21 protein-coding genes are annotated in these 23,705 nt (G+C 71.4%); 13 read left to right on the top strand and 8 right to left on the bottom strand.

Annotated features, from left to right (window positions below; all coding sequences use genetic code 11):
- Positions 1 to 108 precede the first annotated feature (108 nt).
- Complete coding sequence (locus AB0K28_RS06440; RefSeq protein WP_364365878.1) at positions 109 to 750, top strand: alpha-ketoglutarate-dependent dioxygenase AlkB; 642 nt, start codon at positions 109 to 111, stop codon at positions 748 to 750.
- Positions 751 to 760: 10 nt separating this feature from the next.
- Here AB0K28_RS06440 and AB0K28_RS06435 read toward each other — a convergent pair whose 3' ends face one another.
- Genes AB0K28_RS06435 through AB0K28_RS06425 form a run of 3 tightly spaced genes read right to left on the bottom strand, consistent with a single transcriptional unit; the run spans position 761 to position 3,778 of the window.
- Positions 761 to 1,450, bottom strand: coding sequence for a helix-turn-helix domain-containing protein (locus tag AB0K28_RS06435; RefSeq protein WP_345397291.1), 690 nt, complete (start codon positions 1,448 to 1,450; stop codon positions 761 to 763).
- A 9-nt stretch (positions 1,451 to 1,459) separates the two neighbouring features.
- On the bottom strand, positions 1,460 to 2,506 hold the full coding sequence (locus tag AB0K28_RS06430; RefSeq protein WP_364365835.1) for an alpha/beta hydrolase-fold protein: 1,047 nt from the start codon (positions 2,504 to 2,506) through the stop codon (positions 1,460 to 1,462).
- Positions 2,507 to 2,563: 57 nt separating this feature from the next.
- A complete protein-coding gene (locus tag AB0K28_RS06425; protein WP_364365832.1) occupies positions 2,564 to 3,778 on the bottom strand; it encodes an amidohydrolase family protein in 1,215 nt (404 codons plus the stop codon).
- A gap of 97 nt (positions 3,779 to 3,875) precedes the next feature.
- On the opposite strand from AB0K28_RS06425, the gene AB0K28_RS06420 reads away from it, so the two are divergent.
- On the top strand, positions 3,876 to 4,289 hold the full coding sequence (locus AB0K28_RS06420) for an SRPBCC domain-containing protein (RefSeq protein ID WP_345397282.1): 414 nt from the start codon (positions 3,876 to 3,878) through the stop codon (positions 4,287 to 4,289).
- Here the strand turns inward: AB0K28_RS06420 and AB0K28_RS06415 are convergent.
- The 3 genes from AB0K28_RS06415 to AB0K28_RS06405 all read right to left on the bottom strand — a co-directional run bounded on the left by AB0K28_RS06415 (position 4,278) and on the right by AB0K28_RS06405 (position 10,594).
- Positions 4,278 to 7,436: a BTAD domain-containing putative transcriptional regulator gene (locus AB0K28_RS06415; protein ID WP_364365829.1), complete on the bottom strand. Its 3,159-nt coding sequence runs from the start codon at positions 7,434 to 7,436 to the stop codon at positions 4,278 to 4,280. The genes AB0K28_RS06420 and AB0K28_RS06415 overlap by 12 nt on opposite strands.
- Before the next feature lie 30 nt (positions 7,437 to 7,466).
- Positions 7,467 to 10,034, bottom strand: a complete 2,568-nt coding sequence (locus AB0K28_RS06410; RefSeq protein ID WP_364365826.1) for a hypothetical protein — start codon at positions 10,032 to 10,034, stop codon at positions 7,467 to 7,469.
- A gap of 203 nt (positions 10,035 to 10,237) precedes the next feature.
- Positions 10,238 to 10,594: a nucleotide pyrophosphohydrolase gene (locus AB0K28_RS06405; RefSeq protein WP_364365823.1), complete on the bottom strand. Its 357-nt coding sequence runs from the start codon at positions 10,592 to 10,594 to the stop codon at positions 10,238 to 10,240.
- A 50-nt stretch (positions 10,595 to 10,644) separates the two neighbouring features.
- Here AB0K28_RS06405 and AB0K28_RS06400 point away from each other — a divergent pair, with 50 nt between their 5' ends.
- The gene (locus AB0K28_RS06400) at positions 10,645 to 11,076 is read left to right on the top strand and encodes a MarR family transcriptional regulator (RefSeq protein ID WP_364365820.1); all 432 of its coding nucleotides are present in this window, start codon (positions 10,645 to 10,647) and stop codon (positions 11,074 to 11,076) included.
- A gap of 90 nt (positions 11,077 to 11,166) precedes the next feature.
- On the opposite strand, the gene AB0K28_RS06395 is transcribed toward AB0K28_RS06400, so the two are convergent.
- Together AB0K28_RS06395 and AB0K28_RS06390 are read right to left on the bottom strand one after the other, a co-directional pair.
- A complete protein-coding gene (locus AB0K28_RS06395) occupies positions 11,167 to 11,913 on the bottom strand; it encodes a maleylpyruvate isomerase family mycothiol-dependent enzyme (protein WP_364365817.1) in 747 nt (248 codons plus the stop codon).
- A 64-nt stretch (positions 11,914 to 11,977) separates the two neighbouring features.
- On the bottom strand, positions 11,978 to 12,988 hold the full coding sequence (locus AB0K28_RS06390; RefSeq protein ID WP_345397261.1) for a LacI family DNA-binding transcriptional regulator: 1,011 nt from the start codon (positions 12,986 to 12,988) through the stop codon (positions 11,978 to 11,980).
- A gap of 251 nt (positions 12,989 to 13,239) precedes the next feature.
- Here AB0K28_RS06390 and AB0K28_RS06385 point away from each other — a divergent pair, with 251 nt between their 5' ends.
- From AB0K28_RS06385 to AB0K28_RS06340, 10 genes are all read left to right on the top strand, one after another.
- Positions 13,240 to 14,415, top strand: coding sequence for an extracellular solute-binding protein (locus AB0K28_RS06385; protein ID WP_364365813.1), 1,176 nt, complete (start codon positions 13,240 to 13,242; stop codon positions 14,413 to 14,415).
- Between the two features lie 83 nt (positions 14,416 to 14,498).
- Complete coding sequence (locus tag AB0K28_RS06380; RefSeq protein WP_345397252.1) at positions 14,499 to 15,371, top strand: sugar ABC transporter permease; 873 nt, start codon at positions 14,499 to 14,501, stop codon at positions 15,369 to 15,371.
- Positions 15,368 to 16,216, top strand: coding sequence for a carbohydrate ABC transporter permease (locus tag AB0K28_RS06375; protein WP_345397249.1), 849 nt, complete (start codon positions 15,368 to 15,370; stop codon positions 16,214 to 16,216). The genes AB0K28_RS06380 and AB0K28_RS06375 overlap by 4 nt, the downstream gene beginning before the upstream one ends.
- Positions 16,217 to 16,220: 4 nt before the next feature.
- Positions 16,221 to 17,588, top strand: coding sequence for a cellulase family glycosylhydrolase (locus AB0K28_RS06370; RefSeq protein WP_364365809.1), 1,368 nt, complete (start codon positions 16,221 to 16,223; stop codon positions 17,586 to 17,588).
- 72 nt (positions 17,589 to 17,660) lie between these two features.
- Positions 17,661 to 18,626, top strand: coding sequence for an STM4015 family protein (locus AB0K28_RS06365; RefSeq protein ID WP_345397243.1), 966 nt, complete (start codon positions 17,661 to 17,663; stop codon positions 18,624 to 18,626).
- A 6-nt stretch (positions 18,627 to 18,632) separates the two neighbouring features.
- Positions 18,633 to 19,685, top strand: a complete 1,053-nt coding sequence (locus tag AB0K28_RS06360) for an STM4015 family protein (protein WP_364365806.1) — start codon at positions 18,633 to 18,635, stop codon at positions 19,683 to 19,685.
- A 70-nt stretch (positions 19,686 to 19,755) separates the two neighbouring features.
- A complete protein-coding gene (locus AB0K28_RS06355; protein WP_364365803.1) occupies positions 19,756 to 20,802 on the top strand; it encodes an STM4014 family protein in 1,047 nt (348 codons plus the stop codon).
- Positions 20,789 to 21,625, top strand: coding sequence for an STM4013/SEN3800 family hydrolase (locus AB0K28_RS06350; RefSeq protein ID WP_345397232.1), 837 nt, complete (start codon positions 20,789 to 20,791; stop codon positions 21,623 to 21,625). Before AB0K28_RS06355 ends, AB0K28_RS06350 begins: the two co-directional genes overlap by 14 nt.
- Positions 21,612 to 22,880: an STM4012 family radical SAM protein gene (locus AB0K28_RS06345; protein ID WP_364365800.1), complete on the top strand. Its 1,269-nt coding sequence runs from the start codon at positions 21,612 to 21,614 to the stop codon at positions 22,878 to 22,880. Before AB0K28_RS06350 ends, AB0K28_RS06345 begins: the two co-directional genes overlap by 14 nt.
- Positions 22,874 to 23,701, top strand: coding sequence for an STM4011 family radical SAM protein (locus AB0K28_RS06340; RefSeq protein WP_364365797.1), 828 nt, complete (start codon positions 22,874 to 22,876; stop codon positions 23,699 to 23,701). Before AB0K28_RS06345 ends, AB0K28_RS06340 begins: the two co-directional genes overlap by 7 nt.
- The last annotated feature ends 4 nt before the right edge of the window (positions 23,702 to 23,705 follow it).

Genomic DNA, 23,705 nt, shown 5'->3' with positions numbered 1-23,705 from the left:
AATGGGACGGGCCCCACGAGGCCGAGCGGGTTGCATAGGGCGTCCCCGGGAGAATGGGGGCATGTGGTGCACGAGCCCCCACCGAGTTACGACCCCAGATCAGGAAATATCGTGATCCCGCTGCCGTTCCGAGAGATCGCCCCGGGCGCGGTGCACGTGCCCGGCTGGCTCAGCCTCGACCAGCAACGCCACCTCGTCCAAGCATGCCGGGAATGGGCGAAGGGCCCTGTGCCGATCCGGCACACCGTGCTGCCCGGCGGCGGCGTCATGTCCGTGCGGACGGTCTGCGTCGGCTGGCACTGGCAGCCCTACCGCTACACCCGCCTGGCCCACGACGTGAACGGCCGACGGGTGGCGGAGTTCCCGGCGTGGCTCAAGGAGCTGGGCCGGCGGGCCCTGGCCGACGCGTACGGGAAGGAGATGCCGTACGACCCCGACACCGCCCTGATCAACTTCTACGACGGTCAGGCGCGGATGGGTATGCACCAGGACAAGGACGAGCGCGCGGACGCCCCCGTGGTCTCGCTCAGCGTCGGCGACGCCTGCCTGTTCCGGTTCGGCAACACCGAGACGCGCGGCAAGCCCTACACCGACGTGCGCCTCGAATCGGGTGATCTGTTCGTGTTCGGCGGGCCGTCGCGGCTGGCCTATCACGGGGTGCCGAAGGTCTATCCGGGCACCGGCGACCCGGCCACGGGCCTGGCCGCCGGCCGGCTCAACCTCACGATGCGCGTCACCGGCCTGGGCTGACGCGCCTGGATCACTGGCTCGCCGGGACGTAGCCGAACTCGTCGTCGGAGAAGCGGCGCCGCAGCGTGCGCAGCACCTTCGCGGTGTCGTCGTCGGGGCCCTCGACGTAGAACGGCCTGCCGTCGCGGCCGAACGTGATCGCCGGCTCCTCCTCCCACTTGCCCAGCACGTCGGCGCCGAGCGAGAACAGGTCGTTGGGCTCGAAGCCGAGCGACTGGGCGTAGTCGATGGAGCCGAACACCAGGTGCCTGGCCAGCTCGATCGGGGCCTCCTGCCAGCCGGCGTATTCGCCGAAGAAGTATTCGCGGAAGCGCGCGAGGTCGCGGTCGTCGAGCACGTCGGGGCCGATGACGGCTTTGACGCCCTGGCAGTAGACGTCGGCCAGGTAGCCGCAGACCGTCAGGCGGTCCCAGTTGTAGCGCCGGGCGACCAGCACGCACACGTTGCCGCCACCGCCGGAGCCGGGGGCCTCGTCGACCCACCCGCGGGCCGGGTCGACGCCGAGCCCTTCGCTCCAGCCGACGTTGATCCAGCAGCCCATCACCTCGGCCTCGCCGGGGCCGGTGGCCTGAGCGGTCTCCTCGGCGATGGCGCGCACCAGCGGCGCGACGACCGACGGCGAGACCTTGAGCGCCCGCGCGATCTGCTTGGGCGACATGCCCTGCTCGCGCAGCTCGCGTACCTGGTCCTTCAGTTCCATTGCGGCAGCCTACTGGACCTCGTCTGCGGTGAGGCGGCGGGCGAGCCAGGCAAGGGCAAGTGGATAGCGGTATTCGATGCCCCCGTGACCTGCGTCGAAGAGCTCGAAGGCGACCCGGTCGGCAGGCACGCCCGCCGCCTCGACCGCGCGGCGGAAGGCCACGGCGCCGAAGTCGAGGAAGTATTCGTCGCGGCGGCCCGCGTCGATCCAGATCGCCCGCTGGGAGCGCAGCGCCTCGGCGTGGCGCGGCTCGCCGGCCATCACGACCGGGTCGTGGGTGAGCCAGCGCTGCCACACCTCGGGCACGACCGCGCCGGTGTCGTCGAACGGCAGCCGCACGGTGCCGTCGTCGTCGGCGGAGTAGGCGGCCGCGTAGGCGTACATCTCCAGCAGCTCCAGGTCGCCCTCCTTCGTGCCGGCCGGCCGGCCGCGGAAGTCGGTGAGGAAGGCGTCGTAGGAGCCGTCGTACATGTCGCGCAGCCGCCGCGCCAGCACCGGGAACGTGCGCCGCATGCTGACCTCGAACAGCGCGTCGCCGGCGTGGGTGGCCAGCGCGCCGAACACGTCGGGCGCCAGCATGGCGGTCACCATCGCGCCGTAGCCGCCGCTGGATTTGCCGGTGATCGCGCGGTGGTCGCGGTCGGCGAGCGTGCGGTAATGGGCGTCGACGTAGGGGACGATCTCGTCGCGCAGGTAGGAGTGGTAGCGGCCGGTGGCGGGCGAGTCGAGATATTGGCTGCCGCCGAGCGAGGTCCAGGCGTCGACGTAGACGACGATCGCGGGCGGCACGTCGCCCGCCGCGAACAGGGCGTCGGTCAGCTCGGGGTAGGGCTGGCGGAACGGGGTCCTGTTGAACCACATCGCGACGTGGCCGGTGTAGCCGAGCAGGACGTAGATGGTCGGGTAGCGGCGGTCGGGCGCGTCGTCGTAGCCGGGCGGGACGTAGACGACCAGCGGCCGCTCGTGCGGGTCGCCGAGGGGATTGTCGCGCAGCAGCGCGCTGTCGACGACGTGGTGGTCGAGGCGACCGGCGAGGTCGGCGGACCAGGGCAGCATGCGGGCTCTCCTCGGGGAACGTGTGGTGAGATCAGGATGCCGTACGGCACCGACAGTTCAGCCGACCGACAAGGTGGTGGTGTCGACGCCCGCCTGGGTCACGGACCGGCCCGAGACCAGCACGAGCGAGAGGTTGCGCAGGTCGGCGATGCGTTCGAGGGGGTCGCCTGCGACCGCGATGAGGTCGGCCCGCTTGCCGGGGTCGAGGCTGCCGGCCACCTCTCCCACCCCGCAGGCGTCGGCGGCCAGCACGGTGGCCAGCTCGATGATCTCGGCGTTGCGGTAGCCGGCCATCGCGAACACCTCGAGCCCGCCCACGTACCCGTCGGTCGGGTTGGCCACCTCGCCCACCGCGAACCCGGCGTCGGTGCCCGCGATCTGCCGCACCCCCGCCTCCCGCATGCGGGCGACGCCCGACAGCCATGCGTCGAGCGTCTCCTGCCCGTGCACCCGCCTGAGGCGGTCGAAGACGCCGTGCACGGTCGGGCAGACGTACGTGCCGCTGGCCGCCACCAGCTCCACCAGCTTCGGGTCGTAGCGGTGGCCCGACGGGGTGAAGAACGTGCAGTGCTCGATCGTGGTGACGCCGGCCTCGACCGCGCTGCGGATGGCGGCGTGCGCGTGGGCGTGGGCGGCGACGCCCTTGCCGCGCGTGGCGGCCTCCTCGACGACGGCGCGGAGCTGCTCGGTGCCGTACTGCGGGACCCAGCTCGGCGGCGCGCCCGGCGTCATCTGGCCGCCGGAGGCCATCACCTTGAGGCAGTCGGCGCCGGCCCGCAGGTTCTCCCTGGCCACGCGGCGGATGGCGGCCTCGTCGTCGGCCTCGCCGCCCATGTACCAGCAGTGGCCGCCGGTGATGGTGATCGGCCTGGTGGCGGCCACGATGTGCGGGCCGACGGCCAGGCCCTCCTCGACGGCGTCGCGCAGCGCCAGGTCGAGGAAGCCGCGCGCGCCGAGGTCGCGGGCGGTGGTGACGCCGGCGGAGACGAGCTTGCGCGCGTTCTCGGCCATGCGCAGCAGCAGGTGGGCGTCGCTCTCGGCGCTGCGCCGCGTCACCGGGTCGACCTGGGGGTCGAAGCCCAGGTGCACGTGCGCGTCGACCAGTCCTGGCAGGACGGTGTGTCCCGGCAGGTCGAGCACCTCGCCTGCCTCTCCGGCGCTGCCGCGTGGCCCCACGGAGACGATGCGGGGCCCGTCGATGAGGATCTCGCCGTTCTCGATCACCTCTCCTGGACGTCCGGTGAGCACCTTCGCCGCCCGAATGATCCGCATGCGTCCCAGCGTGCCACGGGCCTGAAGGCGGCGAGAAGGGGATCGTAAGAACGGCGTCGCACTCTGGGAGCATCGTCACCTCCGGAGGGCAGAGCGCATGTCCGTGACCGTCGCCTACGACCTCGTCCATCTCCTCGGCGCGCCACGCCCGCTGGTGTGGGCCGCCTGGACCGAGCCCGAGCGGTTCTGCCGCTGGTTCGGGCCCGCCTGGATGGCCACGCCGCTGGGGCGGGTCACCCTCGACGTGCGGGCGGGCGGGGCGTGGGGGGTGACGCTGGTCGGCGAGGAGGGGTTCGAGATGGCGGTGGGCGGGCGCTATCGGGAGGTGGTGGCGCCGGAGCGGCTGGTGTTCACGACCGGTGCGGGCGATCGGGCCGCGTCCGTGGTGACGGTGGTGTTCGTCGCGGCGGGCGCGGGGACCGAGCTGCGGGTACGCGAGATCGGCGTGGGCGTCGGGCGTGAGGGGTGGGAGGAGTTCTGTGCACGGCTGGCCGCGTACCTAGAGCCCTAGCAGGGTGAGTGCGTCTTCCAGCTTGTACGTCTCCCCCTCCGCGTACGCCGCCGCGTACGCCTCCTCCCCCAACGCCTCCCGCGCCCGCGCGGCCGTCCTGCCGACGTCCTCCTGCTCGGCCGGCCACGCGGCCAGCTGGTGGTGCCGGCGGGCGGCGGCGGCCAGCCCCAGCAGCCGCGCCCCCTGCTCGGTGGGCCCGGCCGCGGACGCGGCGGCCTCCACCGCGTTCACCGCCGTCCGCGGGTCACCGATCCTGCGGATCGCGGCCAGCGCCTCGGCGTGCAGCTGCAGCGCCCCCGCCCGGTCGCCGCGCAGCTCCAGCAGCCGGCCCAGCTCGACGAGGACGTCGGGCAGGTGCATCGCGGGCTCGGCGGACGGGTCTCTGGACACGCCGTCGAGCAGGTGGCGCAGGTGCCGCTCGGCCAGGTCGAGCCGGCCCGACCGGCGCGCGGCGAAGGCCATGCCCATCTCGGCCATCGTCGCGCCCTTGCTGTATCCCTGGGCGGTGGCCTGGGCGAGCGCGCGCTCGCTCAGCTCGATGGCGCGCTCGTACGCGCCGCTCTCCAGCGCGGTCCAGCCCAGCCAGGCGATGTACGTGACCACCTCGGGCCACAGCTCAAGCTCCTCGGCCATCCGCAGGTTCGCGCCGAACAGCCGGTCGGCCTCCTCGGTGTCGTGCTCCATCTGCGCCAGCGAGGCCAGCCACTCGGTGGCGCGCAGCAGCCCCCACCGGTCGCCCAGCTCGGTGAACAGCCGGGCGCTCTCCCCCGCGACGCGTCGCAGCGCCTCGGTGTCGCGCAGGGTGAAGGCGTCCATGGCCTGCCTGGTGAGCGCGGTGGCGACGCCCCAGCGGTCGCCGACCTCCCTGAACGTGGCCAGCGCCCGCTCCCCCAGCTCCTGCCCCGTCGTCATGTCTCCGACGTGCAGGGACATGAACAGCTCCGCCCTGGCCCGCGCCCCGGGGTCGGCGATGGCCGCCACGACCGGCTGCCAGTCGGGCTCCTCGCCCATCATGAGCGCGAAACCCGCCTCCCAGGCCGCCGCCCTGGCCCGCTCGTCCCCCTGCTCGTCCCCCTGCTCATCCCCCTGCCCGCTGCCCGGCACGGCGAGCGCCGTCGCCAGGGCCCGCCTGCCCTCGGTGAGCCGGCCGCGCAGGAACCAGTACCAGGTCAGCGCGTTGACCAGCCGGGCCGCGCCGTCCGCGTCGCCCGCCGCCGCGGCGGTGTCGAGCGCCGCGCGCAGGTTGGCCGACTCCGCGTCGAGGCGCAGCAGCCATTCGCGCTGGTCGTGGCCGTACAGCTCGGGCTCGGCGCGCAGGGCCAGCTCCAGGTAGTGGCGCAGGTGCGCCTGGCGTACCCCGTCCAGCTCGCCCGCGTCGGCCAGCCTGGCCAGGCAGTACGCCGACACCGACTCCAGCAGCCGGTAGCGCACCCCGCCGGGGGCGTCCACGACCGTCACCAGCGAGCGGTCGACCAGCCTGGCCAGCAGGTCCAGCACGTCGAGCGGGTCCAGCCCGCAGACGGACTCGGCGGCCTCCAGCGTGCAGCCGTCGGCGTGGACGGCCAGGCGGCGCAGGACCACGCGCTCGTCCTCCGACAGCAGGTCCCAGCTCCAGTCGATGACCGCGGTGAGCGTCTGCTGGCGGGCGGGGGCGCCGCGCTGCCCCGAGGCCAGCAGCCTGAACCGGTCGTCGAGCCTCGCGACCACGCCGTGGACGCCGAGCGCGCGCACCCGGGTGGCGGCCAGCTCCAGCGCCAGCGGGATGCCGTCGAGCCTGCGGCACAGCTGCGCGATGGCGGGGGCGTTGCCGGCGTCGAGGACGAACCCGCGGGCGGAGGCGGCGGCCCTGGTCACGAAGAGGCGTACGGCGTCGGAGCGGGCCATGGCCGCGAGGTCCTCCCCGGTGGGCACGCCGAGCGGCGGCACATTCCACAGCACCTCGCCCTCGACCGCCAGCGGCTCCCTGCTGGTGGCCAGGATCCGCAGGTCGGGGCAGGAGCGCAGCAGCGACTCCGCCAGCTCGGCCACCTGCTCGACCAGGTGCTCGCAGTTGTCCAGCACCAGCAGCGTGCGCCGCTGCCGCAGCACCGTGGCGAGTCTGGCGGGCGCGGCCTCGGGGCCGGCGTCCTCCCTGATGTCCAGCGCGGCCATCACCGCCTCGGCCGGGGTGCGGGACGCCTGGTCGAGCGCCACCAGCCAGGCGCCGCCCGCGAACTCCTCCGCCAGCCGGTTCGCCACCTCAAGCGCGAGCCTGGTCTTGCCGACGCCGCCGCTGCCGGTGAGCGTCACCAGGCGTTCCTCGCCCAGCAGGGCGCCGATCTCGGCCAGCGCCGCGTCACGTCCGATGAGCTTGCTGACCGGGGCGGGCAGGTTGGTGGACGGCCGCTCGGCCGGCACGCTCAGCGCCGGGTCCTGCCGCAGGATCGCCTGGTGCAGCGCCACCAGCTCGGGGCCGGGGTCGAGGCCCAGCTCGTCGGCCAGCCGGTCGCGCAGCTCGGCGTAACCGGCCAGGGCCTCGCTCTGCCTGCCTGCGCGGTACAGGGCCCGCAGGTGCACGGCGCGCAGCCGCTCGCGCAGGGGATGGCGGCGTACGAGGTCGCTCAACTCGCCCACGAGCAGCCCGTGCTCGCCCAGCTCCAGCCGGGCCTCGGCGTGCTGCTCCAGCGCGGACAGCCGCTGCTCCTCCAGGCGGTGCACGGCCGCCCTGGTGAACTCCTCGTCGGCGAAGTCCGCGTACGCCGGGCCGCGCCACAGCGCCAGCGCGTCGGCCAGCAGCCCCGCTTTGGTTTTGGGGCTGTCGGCGGCCTCGGCCCTGGCCAGTAACTCAGCGAACCGTACGGCGTCCACCGCCCCCTCGTCGGCGCGCAGCAGGTAGCCGGGCGCGCGGGAGACGACGAGGTTCTTGCCGCCGCTCTCGGCGTCCTCGAACGCCTTGCGCAGCTGCGACACGCGCACCTGCAGCGCGCCCGCCGGGTTGGCGGGCGGGTCCTCGCCCCACAGGTCGTCGACCAGCCGGTCAACCGACACGGGATGCCCCTCGTGGACCAGCAGGTCCGCGAGGAGCGCGCGTACCTTGAGCCCGGGGATCGTGACGCTCTGCCCGGCATCCGTCCACACGGCCAGCGGGCCGAGCACGCCGAATCGCATGCCCGTCACCCTATGCGGGAGCGGGGGCCGTCAGGTCGTGTCCCCGGGGTCGCGTGACTGCCCGCATCCGTGCGTCTTGGCGGTGGGGTGGCACTCGCGTACCGCCTTGATCTCCTCGCCCGCCTCGACGGTCATGAGCCAGATCGCGCGGCCCTGGGCGTCGTGGTCGGTGGCGTCGGAGGAGAAGGCCACCGCGCCCGTCGCACCGTCGAAGCTGAGGCCGCGCAGGTTGTAGTGCACGCCGGCGCGTACGGCGAGGGCGTCGGGGCTCTGGTCGCGGTAGGTGTTGAACGCCATGGCGACGGCCTGGACGGCGTCGTAGGCGAAGGCGGCGTGCACGTACGAGAAGGTCTTCGACGTCTTGTCCGCCCATCGCCACAGCACCTCCTGGCTCTGGTTGTCGGAGGGGTTCCTGGCGTCGGTCAGGGAGACGAACGACATGGTCACGGTGTGCTTGCCGGGGTTGCTGTGCACGTCGTTCGCGATCGCGCCGGTCACGTCGTCGGACGCCAGCAGCCGTACGCCGCGCCGCTGGCACGCCGTGCCCCAACTGCGCTGGACTATGGCCAGGAAATCGGCTCTGCCGGTGTAGTAGAGCACCTTCGCCTTGGTGCGGCACGCCTTGCGCACCGCCGCTTCGAGCGAGGCGTCGTCGGTGAAGGAGTGCTCGGTCTTCTCCCCCTGGTACGCCGCCCAGAACAGGTCCCGCAGGTCCTTGCTGTAGAGCTCGCCGGGCTGGTTCTGCCAGACGACGGCCACTTCGGGTCTCGTGCCCACCTCAGGGTCGAGCCCGATCTGCTCCAGCCAGTGGACGGTGGCCTTCACCTGCAGCGTGTCCACGACCGCCAGCCGGTAGAAGTAGGGCGAGCGCCTTCCCTTGTCGTCGACCGCGATCTGGTGCACGGTGCTGACCGTGCCGACCATCGGCATGTCGACCTTCGTCAGCCGCGTGATGGCCCGCCGCACCTCGTCCCTGCTCCAGGCGAACCCGACGACGGCTGCCAGGGAGGGATCGTTCTTCGCGTGCCCGGCGATCTCGCCGGCCGCGAGCTCGGCGCCGAGGAAGTCCTGGCCGGTGTTGGCGAACAGCACCTTCATCTTCCAGTCGGACTTGCTCTTGTTGAACTCCGCCTGGTACGCCCCGAGCCCGGTCAGCTCGCCCGCGACCGCCGTCATCTGGCCGTCCTTGAACTGGGCGCCCGGCTGCGTCGTCAGCGGGCCTAGATAGGCGACCTTGATGACCTTGGCGCCGAAGGGGATGGCGGCGTTCTGCTGCTCGATCTTCTCCGTCACCGGCCGCAGGGTCGCGTGCGGGGTGATCTTGTCCAGCGAGCCCATGCCCACGCACTGGTCGGCCAGCTCGTGCAGGCCGGAGCCACAGCCCAGCGCGTTCGCCGCGGTGACCGTCACCGGGGCGGCCACCAGCGTCAGCACGAACGCCCAGAACACCATCGCCCTGACGGGATGCAGCCGCCGTTCGGGACGCCGCCGCACCGTCCCCGGCTCCACCGGACGCGTCGTGTCGATCACGAGGTACGGGCTGGGCTGGAACCGGCGCATGGCCCTGCCCCATTCGGCGTACAGCTCGGCCGGGGCGTCGATGCCCCCGCCGTCGAAGCGGGCATGGTGGGCGGGCGGCGGCACCGACGTGGAGACGACCAGCAGCAGCGGGCCCCGCTGGCCCGTGCCGACCCTGATCTCCTCGACCAGCTCGACGAACCGGCGCCCCGCCGTGCCGGGGTCGGCGTGCTTGATGCCCACCACGGGATAGGTGTGGCGGCCCCAGCCCGGCCACGCCCACGGGAACAGGCGGCGCCGGTAGGCCTGGCGGAGGTCCTCCAGCAGCGCGGCGACGAGCAGGCGTTCTGCCTGCTCCCCGTGCTCGTCCTCGTGCCCAGGCGGGAGCTCGGTGCCCGCGATGCGCATCGCGTAGTCGATGAGCGGCTCGCCCGCCCGGCGCGGCAGGTAGGGCGCCCGGCGGAACCAGCGGTAGGAGAGCAGGCCCCTGACCAGCAGCGTGGCGTGCAGCAGGGCGAGGACGACGGCGACGGCCGGGCTGATCAGCCAGAGCAGCAGATTGACGCCGTCCATGAACTGCTGCAGCCCGAAGGCCGTCAGCCCCGAGGCGGGCAGCCACGTGGTCATGGTGCGGCTGACGTAGTCGGCCCAGCTGCGCAGCGCGGGCCCGGTGAACGTCTCCGCCTTTCGCCACGCGGCATGGGAGCGCGCGTAGTCTTCGCGGGTCGGCGTTTCCCGGTGTTCTCCGCTCGCCGCTGGGTGCGCTTCCCGCCAGGCCCAGAGAATGAATCGGGTCAGCAGAAAACGGGGCGGCGGAAGCAGCGTGCCCCCGACCCACCGTGTCAAAAGGCCGTCGCGAAAGGTCAGCTTCTCGATGACGCCCGCGACGTCGGAGGCGGCCGTCGCCTCTATGCGCGCATGGGGCGCCCAGCGGCCGACTTTGTCGACGTCGTCAACGGCCTCGTCGGCCGCGCGCAGGTCGCCGGTGAAGACCAGGATCGGGCGGCCGTCTTCTCTGGCCAGTGGGGAGGGGCGGCGTACGGCGTCTACTATCAGGGGATATGCGGGGGCATATGCCATGAGCGATCAATCCTCCCCATTGATGCTCGCCTGCGCGACTCGGTGGAACGAGGCTACTCAAGTCGCGCCTCCGCATGTCGCAGCCTTGACGATCGAATATGACTGTCGCACTTATGTGGTCGAGCCTATAGCGCCAAGGTCAGATATATGCCGTAAAAATACCCGTTGGCATAATTGCTCCGTTGGAAGGCAATTCCGGACGGTCACGGACCGCTCGGTGGCGCTTTTCTGGCCGAGCCGCGGTAACGCTCGGCGTCGTAGCGGCGGTCGTTGTCCTCCAGCTTGGCCTGCGCCGCCGCCATCAGATCGACGCCCAGCACGTCGGCCAGGCGTACGAGATAGAGGGTGACGTCGGCCAGCTCCGTACGCATGCGGTCGAGCGTCTCCCGATCGGGGCTCGCCGACTCCTCCGCCGTCAGCCACTGGAACTCGGCCACCAGCTCGCTGACCTCGCCGGCCAGCGCCATCGCGAGGTTCTTCGGCGTGTGGAACTGCTCCCACTCCCTTACCCGGGCGAACTCGCGCAGCCGCGCGGCAAGGCACTCCAACTCGCTCGTCACGTCTCAGGACCCTACCGAGCCGTACCTGTATGTTGCTGAGCGTGAATGGGGTGGAATTGTTCCTGTTGGGCCGGGCACTGATGAAGATCGGCGAAGAGGCGATGCCGACGGAGGGGATCGGTGATCAGCCGACGAGCATGCGTACGGTGCTGATCGTGGTGAGCGATCTGCGGGCGCACCCGGACACGACGGTGGGCGAGATCGCCGCGCGTACGGGCCTGCCGCAGAGTGCCGTCTCGGCCGCGATCGCCCGGCTGCGCACGGCGGGCGCCGTGACGACCGCCACCGACCCCCGCGACCGCCGGCGCACGATCATCCGCGAGGCCCCCGAGGTCTCGGAGCGCGTGACCCGGGTCCGCGACACCCCCATCGACCACGCGCTGGCGGCGGCCCTGCGGACGGACGACCCCGAACGCGTGCGCAAGACGGTCGCCACCCTGGAAGCCCTCGCCGACGACCTCATCCCCGACCGCCGCACCTGAGCCCCCGGCCGATCCCCGACCGCCGCACCCGACCTCCGGCCGATCCCCGACCGCCGCGCTGCGCCGGTCGGCACCGCCCGCCCTGGTCGCCTACTGCGTCGCCGCTCGCAGCAGGTCGCGCAGGTGGGCGATCAGCTGCACGTCGCCTGAAACGTTCAGCGAAGAGGCGTCGCCGCGCCCCCACAGCCACAGCAGCGTCTCCTGCGGAGCGCCCGTGACCGACGCCTGCGCCTCCCCGTCGCCCTGGGCGACCTCGACGCCGGACGGAGCCATGCGGACCACCCACCGCCGCCCGCCCGCCTCGATCGCCACCGACCGGCCGTCGACGGCCTTGAGCGCGTCGCCCAGCTCCTCGGGCCAGGAGGCCGAGATGTAGGCCAGGAAGGCCACCAGCACCTCGTCGATGCCGTCGAGCGCCAGGTCGTCGGGGACCGGCGTGACGGGGCCGCCCGCCGCCAGCTCGGCGTCCACCCGGTGCACGACCACCTCCTGCGCCATCCTGCGGATCCAGAACCCGACCGTCTGGTCAGGGTTGTACCAGGTAGGCGTGGCATCCTCGGGCTTGCGCGCGGCGAACTCCGCCTTCAGCTCCCGCACGGCGCGGTCGAAGTATCCGGCGGGCTCGGCGGGGTCGGGCTCCGGCGGCCACGGGTCGGGCCAGGCGCCGGTCCGCATGACCTCGATCTTGTGCAGGAACACCTCCCCCGTGTGGAAGAGCACGTCGGAGGTCGTCCATCCGGGGCAGCACGGCACGGGCGCGGCGAGATCACGCACGGCGGCGGCCCGCAGGAGAGCGCAGTCGGCGTCGAGCAACTCGAGGTATCGCGGGAAGTCCATGCGGAGAATTCAAACACATGATCGAGTCAGCGCGCGACGCTCTCCGCGACACCCGGAAACGGGACTACCCGTGGCGGGCCGTGCTCTCCCTGACGATCAGCTCCGTGGCGAGTTCGACCCGCTTGGTCTCCGGCACCTCTCCATGACCCATGGCGAGCACCGTCTTGGTGGCCAGCGCGGCCATCTCCTGGAGCGGCTGGCGGACGGTGGTGAGCGGCGGCCAGGCGGACTTGGCCAGCGGCAGGTCGTCGAAGCCGACGACGCTCAGGTCTTCGGGGACGCGCAACCCGCGCTGCCGGGCGGCCTCGAAGACGCCGAAGGCCATTAAATCGCTGGCGGCGAAGATGGCGGTGGGCGGCTCGGACAGCGACAGCAGGGCGTGGCCCTCGTCGTGGCCGGACTCGACGAGGAAGGTGCCGCGCCTGATCAGCTCGGGCTCGACGGGCAGCCCGGCGGTCTCGAGCGCGGCGCGGTAGCCGTCGATGCGGGCCTGGCTGCACAGCATGTCGGACGGCCCGCTGATCATGCCGATGCGGCGGTGGCCCAGCTCGATGAGGTGGCGGGTGGCGGCGAGCCCGCCGTTCCAGTTGGTGGCGCCGACGGAGACGACGCCGGGCGCGGGCTCGCCCTCGGGATCGACGACGGCGAACGGCAGCGACCGGGCGCTGAGCTGGGCCTGGATGCCGGTGGACAGCCGGGAGGCGACGATGACGACGCCGTCGGTCCGCCGGGCGGCGAGCCGTTCGAGCCAGTCGCGCCCTGGACCGGCATGGGTGTGCAGAACGGAGATGACGACGCTGGCGCCGGCGTCGTGGGCGGCGCTCTCGGCCCCGCGGACGATCTCCATGGCCCACGGCGACTCGATCTCGGCGAAGACGAGGTCGACCAGGCCGGCCGGGGTGTCGTCCTGGCTGATGCGCCGCTGGTAGCCGTGCTCCTGCAGCAGGCGTTCGACACGATGGCGGGTCGCCGGAGCGACCTCCGGGCGCCCGTTGATGACCTTGGAGACCGTGGGGATGGATACGCCGGCCTCTTCCGCGATCAGTGCGATCGTGACCCGCCTCTTCGCTGACACAAATCGGGAGTGTATCCGAAAGTTTCGGTTTGGGATCGCTCCCAAAGGGGGTGTTGACGCTTTACCTGGCGTTTACCTACGATCACGGCAGCGAAACTATCGGGGGGTTCTCGAAACTTTCAACAGTCAGCTGAGGAAGGAACCCCATGAAACGCAGTCTGGTGGTGATCGCAACCGCCGTGCTCGTGGCCGGTTGCGGTAGCGGTGGAGGGGAGTCCGCTCCTCAGGAGAGTGGCGGAGCTCCCCAGAAGGTGACGCTTGAGTGGTGGCACCTGTCGACGGCCGACCCGCTCAAGACCCTGTGGGCCAAGCGGGCCAAGGAGTTCGAGGCGGCGAACCCGCACGTCACGATCAAGGCGACGGTCCTGGAGAACGAGGCGTACAAGGCCAAGCTCACCACGATCACGCAGTCGGGCAAGGCGCCCGACATCTTCGCCTCCTGGGGCGGTGGCGTGCTCAAGCAGCAGATCGACGCCGGTCTGGTCAAGGACATCTCGGCCGACGTCGCCGACGTCCTGCCGAACTTCACCCCCGCGTCGCTGAGCGCGTACCAGGTGGACGGCAAGACGTACGGGCTGCCGACCGACATCGGCCTGGTCGGCTTCTGGTACAACAAAAAGCATTTCGAGCAGGCGGGCATCACGGAGCCGCCCGCCACCTGGTCGGCGTTCCTTGACGCCGTCAAGAAGCTGAAGGCGGCCGGGATCACCCCGATCGCCCTCGCGGGCAAGGAGAAGTGGCCGGGCCACTACTACTGGGCCTACCTCGCGCTGCGCATCGCCGGCATCGAAGGGCTCAAGCAGGCGGAGACCGACCATGACTTCACCAAGCCCGACTTCATCGCCGCGGGCCAGCAGGCGAAGGCGCTGGCCGACCTGCAGCCGTTCCAGAAGGGCTTCCTCGGCGCGGCCTACTCGACCCCCGACGGCCAGGCCGCGCTGGTCAGCAACGGCAAGGCGGCCATGGAGCTGATGGGCCAGTGGGCGCCCGTCACCCAGGCGGACGCGGGCAAGGGCCTCGGCGACGACCTCGGCTTCTTCCCGTTCCCCGCCGTCGAGGGCGGTAAGGGCTCGATCGACGACGCGTTCGGCGGCGGCGGCGGGCTGGCCGTGGGCGCGGACGCCCCGAAGGAGGCCGTGGACTTCGTCAAGTTCATGACCCAGATGGACAAGCACTCCGAGGCCGTGGAGTCCGGCGCCGTGCTGCCGGTGCTCAAGGGCGAGGAGAGCGCGGTCAAGGACGCGAACCTCAAGGAGGTGGCGACGCAGCTGGCCAGCGCCACCGGCTACCAGCTCTACCTGGACCAGGCTTACCCGCCGGCCGTCGGACAGCAGGTCAATGACAGCGTGGCCGAGCTGTTCGCCGGGACGAAGACACCGGAAGAGGTCGGCGCCGCCATCACCGAAGTGGCCAAGAGCGAAGGATGACGACACTCACGAGAGGGCCGGAAGCGGTCAAGCTTCCGGCCCCCGCCCCTGTCGGGAGGCGCCGCGGGCGCTGGGTGGGCATCATGCTGTTCCTGCTCCCCGCGCTCGTGCTGTTCTTGATGCTGGTCGTGACCCCGATGCTGGTGGCCCTGTACGCCAGCGTCTTCAAGTGGAACGGCTTCGGCGGCCTGCCGACCGACTTCATCGGGCTGGACAACTTCACCCGGCTGCTCACCAGCGAGATCTTCGCCCAGGACCTGTGGCACCTGCTGGTCCTGGTGCTCTTCTCGATCCTCGTCCAGCTGCCGTTCTCGCTGGCCATCGCCATGCTGCTGAACCAGCGCATCCGTGGCAGGGCGCTCTACCGGGTGCTGTTCTTCGCCCCGTACGTGCTCAGCGAGGTCATCACCGGCGTGCTGTTCTCGCTGATCCTCTCGCCCGGCTCGGGCATGGCGAACCAGATCCTGGGACTGGTCGGGCTGGAGTCGGAGTTCCTGGCCAACCCCGACACCGTCATGCCGTCGTTGTTCGTGGTCATGACGTGGAAGTACTTCGGCTTCCACATGATGATCTACCTCGCGGGGCGGCAGAACATCCCGAACGAGCTGATCGAGGCCGCCCAGATCGACGGCGCCACGGGCTGGAAGACCTTCAGGTACGTGACGCTGCCGCTGCTCGGCCCGACGATCAGGATCAGCGTCTTCCTGTCGGTCATCTACACGATCCAGCTGTTCGACCTGGTCTGGATCCTGACCGGCGGCGGCCCGTCGCACTCCTCGGAGACGATGGCGGTCACCATGATGGAGTGGGGCTTCAAGCGTTCCCAGGTCGGCTACGCCAGCGCGATCAGCGTCGTGATGTTCGCGCTCAGCCTCATCTTCGCCCTTCTCTACCAGCGCTTCGTGATGCGCCGTGACCTGGAGGGCGCGACGACCTCGATGGGAGGCCGGCGATGAACCACAGGACCCGCAGACCGCTCAAACGGCGCCGCAACACGCTGCCCCTGCACGTGATCGCGGTGATCGTGGGCGCCTTCATGGTGGCCCCGGTCATCTACGCGCTGCTCGGCGGCTTCAAGGACAACAGCGAGCTGTCGGAGAACCCGTTCGGCCTGCCCGAGGCGTGGATCACCGCGAACTACACCGACGTGCTCGCCTCGGGCGCGTTCTGGCGGCAGGTGTGGAACAGCACGTTCATCGCGGTCGCCACGACCGTGCTGACCGTGGCGGTGTCGGCGCTGGCGGGGTTCGTCTTCGCCCGGTTCGCCTTCCGCGGCAGGGAGCTGTTCTTCATGCTGTTCACGGCGGGGCTGATGTTCCCGTTCGCGGTGGCGATCCTGCCGATCTTCGTCCTGCTGCGCACGCTCGGGCTGCTGGACAGCCCGCTCGGCGTCATCCTCACGCAGGCGGCCTTCGGCCTGCCGCTGACGATCATCATCCTGCGCGGCTTCTTCCGCAGCATCCCGGGTGAGATCGAGGAGGCCGCCACGATCGACGGATGCTCGCCGTTCGGGTTCTTCTGGCGCATCCTGCTGCCGATGGCCAGGCCCGCCATCGCCACCGTCTCCGTGCTGGCCATCGTGGGGAGCTGGAACAACTTCATGCTCCCGCTGGTGGTGTTCAGCGAGGAGGCGAGCTGGACGCTGCCGCTCGGCATCCAGCAGTTCCAGGGCCAGTACGCCTCCGACACCGCGCGCATCCTGGCCTTCCTGATCCTGGCCATGGTGCCCGCGCTCGGTTTCTACGCCATTGCCGAACGACACCTGGTCGGTGGGCTCACCGCCGGCGCGACTAAGGGGTGAGTCCATGCTGCATGTGTCCGGAACCCAGCTCGTCACCGAGGACGACGCACCGGTACGACTGCGGGGGGTGGGTCTCGGGGGCTGGATGAACATGGAGAACTTCATCACCGGCTACCCGGCGAACGAGTCCGCCATGCGGCAGGCCGTGCGCGGCGTGCTCGGCGACGACCGGGCGGAGCTGTTCTTCGACCGGCTGCTGACCTCGTTCTTCACCGAGCGCGACGCCGACCTGCTGGCCGAACTCGGCATGAACTGCGTGCGCATCCCGGTCAACTACCGCCACTGGGAGTCCGACGACCGGCCGATGGAGATCGACCCGCGCGGCTTCCGCCATCTCGACCGGGTGATCGGGCTGCTCGGCGAGCGCGGCATCTACAGCGTGATCGACCTGCACGCGCTGCCGGGCTCGCAGAACCAGCACTGGCACAGCGACAATCCCACCCACGTCGCCGCGTTCTGGCAGCACCGGCACTTCCAGGACCGGGCGGTGCATCTGTGGGAGGTCATCGCCGACCACTACCGCGAGAATCCGTGGGTCGCCGGATACAACCCGGTCAACGAGCCGGGTGACGTGTCGGGGAAGGTGATCGGGCCCTTCTACGACCGGCTGGTGAAGGCGATCAGGGCGGCGGATCCGAAGCACGTGCTGTTCCTGGACGGCAACACGTACGCCACCGATTTCTCGATATTTCGGGAGGTGTACGAGAACACGGTTTTCGTCCTGCACGACTACGCGCTGGCCGGCTTCGCGCACGGCGGCCCGTACCCCGGCTACACGCGCGGCGAGTGGTGCGACCGCGACGAGCTGGAGCGCACCTTCGCCAAGCGCTCCCGCTTCCAGCGGGAGACCGGGACGCCGCTGTGGGTGGGCGAGTTCGGGCCGGTCTACACCGGCGACCCCGAGGTGGACGGGCAGCGCTACCAGATCCTGCGCGACCAGCTCGCGATCTACGACGCGCAGGACGTGGGCTGGTCGCTGTGGACGTACAAGGACGTCGGCCTGCAGGGCCTGGTACACGCCTCGGGGGCGTACCTGGACCGGTTCGGCGACGTCATCGCCAAGAAGCGGCGGCTCGGCGTGGACCGCTGGGGCTCCACCATGGAGGAGGCGGCCGACGTGCTGGCTCCGCTGCACACGCTCATCGAGGGCGAGTTCTCCGGCTGGGACCCCTACCCGTGGGGCGCCCGCTACCAGACGGACGACCTGATCAGGCACATCCTGATGGCGCAGGCGCTGCTGCCGGAGTACGCCGAGCGCTTCCGCGGGCTGAGCGACGACGAGCTGGCCGAGCTGGCCGACTCGTTCCTGCTGGAGCGGTGCGTACGCAGGGAGCCGCTGCTCGACCTGCTGTCCGCGAACCTCCAGGGCTGAGCCGATGCGGAATTGTCGGGTGGATCTAGTAGAACAGGAGCCGCTGCATCCCCCCGACATCTAGGACCGTCCGTGACCTTCGACGACCAGCCCAGCCACTACGACACCTACCACGACTCCTACGCCGGGCTGCCGGTGTTCACCGTGCTGTGCGAGGAGAGCGAGGTCGAGGCGCCGCCCCCTGACCCGGGGGCGGTCGCCTGGAAGCTCGAGGCGAGCGAGTGGAACGACGACGCCCCCGAGGAGATCGCCGCGAGTGTCCAGTGGTTCTTCGAGCACGTCGACACCACGAAGGTCACGGCGATCGTCCTCGGCGAGTGGGAGGACAACTACGAGGACAGCTGCGAGCCGGTCATCGCGGCGCTCGCCGGCAACGCCGACCGGCTGCCCGAGCTGCGCTCGGTGTTCCTCGGCGCGATGTCGCCCGAGCAGTCCGAGATCTCCTGGATCCAGCAGGCCGACGTCACCCCGCTGCTGGCCGCCTTCCCCCGGCTGGAGCGGCTGGAGGTGCGCGGCGGTACGGGGCTGGAGTTCCCGGCGGTGCGCCACCAGTCGCTGAGCGTGCTCAGGTTCGAGACCGGCGGGCTGCCCGCCGAGGTCGTCCGCGGGGTCGGCGCCTCCGACCTGCCCGCGCTGGAGCACCTGGAGCTCTGGTTCGGCGTCGACAGATACGGCGGCGACTCGACGGTGGCCGACGTCGCGGGCATCCTCAGCGGTGAGCGCCTGCCTGCTCTGCGTCACCTCGGCCTGCAGAACTGCCCCTACGCCGACGAGCTGGCCGGCGCCGTGGCGGCCGCCCCCGTCGTGGCCCGGCTCCAGACGCTGAGCCTGTCGATGGGCTCGCTCGGCGACGAGGGCGCGACGGCCCTGCTCAGCGGCCAGCCCCTCACCCACCTGCGCCGCCTCGACCTGCACCACAACTACCTGAGCGAAAGCATGGCCGCCCGCCTGCCGGCGGCGCTGCCGGGCGTCGAGCTCCGCCTCGACGACCGCCGCAGCCGCGAAGAGGACTGGCATTACGTCGCGGTGAGCGAGTAACCCCACGTGACCACCGATCCCACCCCCATCACCCCGGGGGCCACATCCCCCACCGCCACGCCCACCGGCCCTGGCCGCACCTCCTCCGGCGGCACGGCCACCGATCCGGGCGTCACCTCCCCCACCGACCCGGGGGCGAGCTTTCTCGCCGATCCCGACCTCTACGGGGGCGATCGGTTCGCCGGTCTGCCGGTCGAGCAGGTGGGTGAGACCGTCCCCTTGTCCCCCGAGCTGGTCGCCTGGGATGTCACCGACTCCGTCGAGCCAGGCGAGCGGGGTGAGAGCGCCCTGCCCGGTGAGCTCGACGCGCTGCTCGACCGCGTGGGGCCCGAGCGTGTGCGGGCCCTGGCGGTGAGCGGCTGCAGCGTGTCCCACGCGCCGGAGATCCTCGCCCGCTACGCCGACCGGTTGCCCGCGCTGCGCGCCGTCTTCCTGGGGTTCACGCCCACCGAGCGGTGGGAGATCTCCTGGATCGGCCACGGTGACATCACGCCGGTCCTGGAGGCGTACCCGCTGCTGGAGCGCCTGGAGGTGCGCGGCTCCGACGAGCTGGCGCTGCGGCCGGTCGCCCACGACCGCCTCAGGGTGCTGCGCTTCGAGAGCGGCGGCCTGCCCGGCGCCGTGGTGAGGGCGGTGGGCGCGAGCTCGTTCCCCGCCCTGGAACACCTGGAGATGTGGCTCGGCACCCCCGCCTATTTCGGCGACAACACCATCGGCGACCTCGACGAGCCGCTGTCCGGCGCCCGGCTGCCCGCGCTCAGGCGGCTCGGCCTGCGCAACAGCGAATACCAGGACGACATCGCCGCCGCCGTCGCCGCCGCGCCCGTGGTGGCCGGGCTCGACGAGCTCAGCCTGGGCCGGGGCGCGCTCACCGACCACGGCATGGAGGCACTGCTCAGCGGGCAGCCGCTGACCCACCTGCGGGTGCTCGACCTGCACCACCACTTCCTCAGCGACCCCATGGTGGCGCGGGTGCGCCGGGCGCTCCCCGGCGTGACCCTCGATCTGACACGCCCACCCGGCGCCCTCGACCAGCCCTACATCGCGGAGTGGGAATGACGGCGCACGTCGCCCTCGCCGGCACGCCAGACGACCGACGGCGGGACACCCTCCACCTCGCGGAGCGGGCATGACGGTGCGCTTTGCCGTGGTCGGCACGCCGGGCGATCGGCGGGTCACGTTGTTTCGTGACGCGGTCGTGGCGCGGGGGCTTGCGGAGCCGCACGTCGTGCCGTGGCAGGACGTGCTTGCCGGGCGGGAGATCAGCGTGCCCGAGGGGACGCTGCTGCGCATCGACTCGCCAGGGGAGGACGCGCGGGCGGACGAGCTGCTGCGCGGCCCCGGCGATCCGGCGCGGGCAGGAGGTGGCGCGGCCTGGTACGCGTCGTTCTGTGCCGGGCTCGATCGGGTCGCGGCGATCCCCGGCGTGCGGCTGCTGGGAGACGTGGGCGAGATCAAGGTGATGTTCGACAAGCGGCGCTGCCACGCGGTGCTGGCGGCGGCCGGGGTGCCGGTGCCGGAGGCGTTCGAGGCCCGCTCGTACGACGGGCTGCGGGAGGAGATGGCGCGGCGGGGCTGGCAGCGGGTGTTCGTCAAGCCCGCCCACGGCTCGTCGGCGTCCGGCGTGATCGCCTTTCAGACCCATGGCAGCCGGGTCCACGCCGTCACCTCGGCCGTCTGGCTGGACGGTGTGCTGTGCAACTCCCTCCAGGTCAGGACCGTGACCGAGGAGGCCGAGGTGCGGCGGCTGGTGAACGTGCTGGCGCCCGGCGGGCTGCACGTCGAACGGTGGTTTCCGAAGGCGATGACCGGCGGGCGGGCGTTCGACCTGCGGGTGGTGACGGTGGCGGGCCGTCCGACGCACGCCGTCGTCCGCACGAGCCGCTTCCCCATGACGAACCTGCACCTCGGGGGCGCGCGGGGCGACCTCGATGTCGTACGCCGGAGGGCCGGGCTGTGGGAGCGGGTGCTGGAGGTGTGCGCCGCTGCGGCACGGTGCTTTCCGCGGAGTTTGAGTACGGGGGTCGACGTGATGGTGGGGACCGATTGGCGGTCCGTGGTGGTGGCGGAGGTCAACGCGTTCGGCGACCTTCTCCCGAGGCTGGGGGATATTTCCGGACATGGTCGCGACACGTACGCCGAACAGGTCGAGGCGGTCCTGAATGACCACCACTGACCGCGGCGGGCACCTTGCCACCGGCATCGACATGAACGCCGTCGTGGGGACGCACGATCTGCTCATGGTCACCCTCGACACGCTGCGCTACGACGTGGCCGTTGCGCAGGCAGAGGCTGGGCTGTTGCCCGATCTGCTGCCGGACGGTGTGCGGTGGGAGCGGCGGCACAGTCCGGGGAGCTTCACCTATGCGGCCCACGCCGCCATGTTCGCCGGGTTTCTGCCCACGCCGGTCACGCCGGGGCCGCATCCGCGGTTGTTCGCGGCCACCTTCCCCGGGAGCGAGACGACCGGGAAGGGCACGTGGGTGTTCGATGCGCCCGATCTGCCCACCGGGCTGGCGCGGGCGGGCTATCACACCGTCTGCATCGGCGGGGTCGGGTTCTTCAACAAGCTGACCCCGCTCGGGTCGGCGCTGCCCGGCCTGTTCGCGGAGAGTCACTGGGAGCCGGAGTTCGGCGTGACGAACCCCGAGTCGCTGGAGCGCCAGATCGACCGCGCCGCCGAGGTGCTGGCCCGTGTGCCCGGCCCGGTCATGCTCTTTCTCAACGTCTCGGCCCTGCACCAGCCCAACCACTTCTACCTGCCCGGCGCCGGGGAAGACTCCCTCGACAGCCACGCCGCCGCCCTGCGCCACGTCGACCGCCACATCGGCCGCCTCTACGCCCTCATGCGCCGCCGCCGTCCCTGCCTGGCCATCGTCTGCTCCGACCACGGCACCGCGTACGGCGAGGACGGGCACACCGGTCACCGCATCGGCCACGAGGTCGTCTGGACCGTCCCCTACACCCACTTCGTCCTGGAGAGTCATGCGGCCGTATGAGGGCTACGTCTACGCCTACCCGCACAAGACCGCCTACCGCCCCCTCGACCCGCGCCCGCACCTCAAGGAGGTCTGGGCCGGCGAGCGCCCCGGCGCCCTCTACGTGCACATCCCGTTCTGCGAGATGCGCTGCGGCTTCTGCAACTTGTTCACCCGCACCGGCGCCCCCGAGGAGCTGGTGACCGCCTACCTCGACACGCTCGAACGCCAGGCCCGCCAGGTGCGCGAGTGCCTGGAGGAGACCGCGTTCGGCACGGCGGCCTTCGGCGGCGGCACCCCCACCTACCTCAGCGCCCGCGAGCTGACCCGGCTGTTCGACCTGACCGAGCAGGCGATGGGCGTGGACCTGGCGCGGGTGCCGCTGTCGGTCGAGACGTCGCCCGGCACCGCCACCCCTGACCGCCTGTCGGTGCTGGCGGAGCGCGGCACCGCGCGGGTCTCGATCGGCGTGCAGAGCTTTGTACCGGAGGAGGCGCGCTCGGCCGTACGCCCGCAGAAACGGGCCGAGGTGGACGCCGCCCTCGACGCGATCAGGGCCTCCGGCGTGCCCGTCCTGAACATCGACCTCATCTACGGCATCGACCGACAGACGCCGCGATCGTGGCGGTACTCGCTCGACACGGCGCTCGGCTGGCGTCCCGAGGAGATCTACCTCTACCCGCTCTACGTGCGACCGCTGACCGGGCTGGGCAGGCAGGGCCGCGCCTGGGACGACCAGCGGCTGGAGCTCTATCGGGAGGGCCGCGACCACCTCATGGCCGCCGGGTACGAGCAGGTCTCGATGCGCATGTTCCGCCTGCCCGGCACCCCGTCCGCCGGCACCGGCTACTGCTGCCAGACCGACGGCATGGTCGGCCTCGGCTGCGGCGCCCGCTCGTACACCGGTGGCCTGCACTACTCCTTCGAGTACGCCGTCGGCGCCCGCCACGTCCGCTCGATCATCGACGACTACGTGACCAGGACCGACTTCGACGTCGCGAACGTCGGCTTCGCCCTCACTCCCGCCGAGCGCAGGCGGCGGCACCTCATCCAGTCGCTGCTGCGCGCCGAGGGCATGTCGCGCCCCCAGTACGCCGCCCGCTTCGGCACCGACGTGCTCGACGACTTCCCGCTCGACGCGTTCGCCTCCTGGCTGACGATCACCGGCGAGACGATCACGCTCACCCCCGAAGGGCTCGCCCACTCCGACGCGATCGGCCCCGCCCTGTTCTCGCCGCGCGTGCGGGCCCTCATGGAGGCGTACGAGGCATGCTGACCATCCTCTATCGCGGTCCACTGGCCAGCTGCGACTATGACTGCGCCTACTGCCCGTTCGCCAAGCGCCGCGACACCCCCGAGCAGCTGCGCGCCGACCGGGCCGCGCTCGAACGCTTCACCCGCTGGGCGGCCGGGCACGACGGCGAGCTGTCGATCCTGTTCACGCCGTGGGGCGAGGGGCTGGTCAGGTCGTGGTACCGGCGGGCGCTCGTCGAGCTGTCGTGGCTGCCCAACGTCGCCAGGGTCGCCATCCAGACGAACCTGAGCTGCCGTACCGAGTGGCTGGCCGAGGCGTCGGAGCGGGCCGCGCTGTGGGTGACGTATCACCCGACGCAGGTGCCGTACGAGCGTTTCCTGGCCAAGGTGCGCTCACTCCCGGTGCGCCACAGCGTGGGCATCGTCGGCGACCCCGCCCACCTGCCGGACGCCCGGCGGCTGCGGGCCGACCTGCCGACGGAGACGTACCTGTGGGTCAACGCCGAGGAGGGCCGCCACTACACCGACGAGGAGGCCGCCGACTGGACGGCCATCGACCCCCTCTTCCGCCACAGCCGCTTCCCCCACGCCAGCGCCGGCCTTCCCTGCCGCACCGGCGACACGGTGATCTCGGTGAACGGTGACGGCACCGTCCGCCGCTGCCACTTCGTCCCGGACGTCTTGGGCAACCTGTACGACGACTCATACCGCGCCGCCTTACGCCCCCGCCCCTGCCCCGCGGCCCTGTGCGACTGCCACATCGGCTATGTGCACCTGGAACCGCTGGGCCTGTACGACGTCTTCACGGGCGGCGTCCTCGAACGCATTCCGCACGCCTGGTGAGGAT

It is taken from the genome of Nonomuraea sp. NPDC049504, assembly GCF_040676845.1.
Lineage (GTDB): Bacteria > Actinomycetota > Actinomycetes > Streptosporangiales > Streptosporangiaceae > Nonomuraea > Nonomuraea salmonea.
This window is presented reverse-complemented; position numbering and strand designations above follow the sequence as displayed.

Excerpts from the sequence above, each read along its gene's own strand:
- AB0K28_RS06425 (WP_364365832.1), bottom strand. The coding sequence starts at position 3,778 with ATGCGGATCATTCGGGCGGCGAAGGTGCTCACCGGACGTCCAGGAGAG.
- AB0K28_RS06375 (WP_345397249.1), top strand. The coding sequence starts at position 15,368 with ATGAACCACAGGACCCGCAGACCGCTCAAACGGCGCCGCAACACGCTG.
- AB0K28_RS06430 (WP_364365835.1), bottom strand. The coding sequence starts at position 2,506 with ATGCTGCCCTGGTCCGCCGACCTCGCCGGTCGCCTCGACCACCACGTC.
- AB0K28_RS06410 (WP_364365826.1), bottom strand. The coding sequence starts at position 10,034 with ATGGCATATGCCCCCGCATATCCCCTGATAGTAGACGCCGTACGCCGC.
- AB0K28_RS06345 (WP_364365800.1), top strand. The coding sequence starts at position 21,612 with ATGCGGCCGTATGAGGGCTACGTCTACGCCTACCCGCACAAGACCGCC.
- AB0K28_RS06350 (WP_345397232.1), top strand. The coding sequence starts at position 20,789 with ATGACCACCACTGACCGCGGCGGGCACCTTGCCACCGGCATCGACATG.
- AB0K28_RS06415 (WP_364365829.1), bottom strand. The coding sequence starts at position 7,436 with ATGCGATTCGGCGTGCTCGGCCCGCTGGCCGTGTGGACGGATGCCGGG.
- AB0K28_RS06435 (WP_345397291.1), bottom strand. The coding sequence starts at position 1,450 with ATGGAACTGAAGGACCAGGTACGCGAGCTGCGCGAGCAGGGCATGTCG.
- AB0K28_RS06340 (WP_364365797.1), top strand. The coding sequence starts at position 22,874 with ATGCTGACCATCCTCTATCGCGGTCCACTGGCCAGCTGCGACTATGAC.
- AB0K28_RS06355 (WP_364365803.1), top strand. The coding sequence starts at position 19,756 with ATGACGGTGCGCTTTGCCGTGGTCGGCACGCCGGGCGATCGGCGGGTC.
- AB0K28_RS06370 (WP_364365809.1), top strand. The coding sequence starts at position 16,221 with ATGCTGCATGTGTCCGGAACCCAGCTCGTCACCGAGGACGACGCACCG.
- AB0K28_RS06420 (WP_345397282.1), top strand. The coding sequence starts at position 3,876 with ATGTCCGTGACCGTCGCCTACGACCTCGTCCATCTCCTCGGCGCGCCA.
- AB0K28_RS06380 (WP_345397252.1), top strand. The coding sequence starts at position 14,499 with ATGCTGTTCCTGCTCCCCGCGCTCGTGCTGTTCTTGATGCTGGTCGTG.
- AB0K28_RS06395 (WP_364365817.1), bottom strand. The coding sequence starts at position 11,913 with ATGGACTTCCCGCGATACCTCGAGTTGCTCGACGCCGACTGCGCTCTC.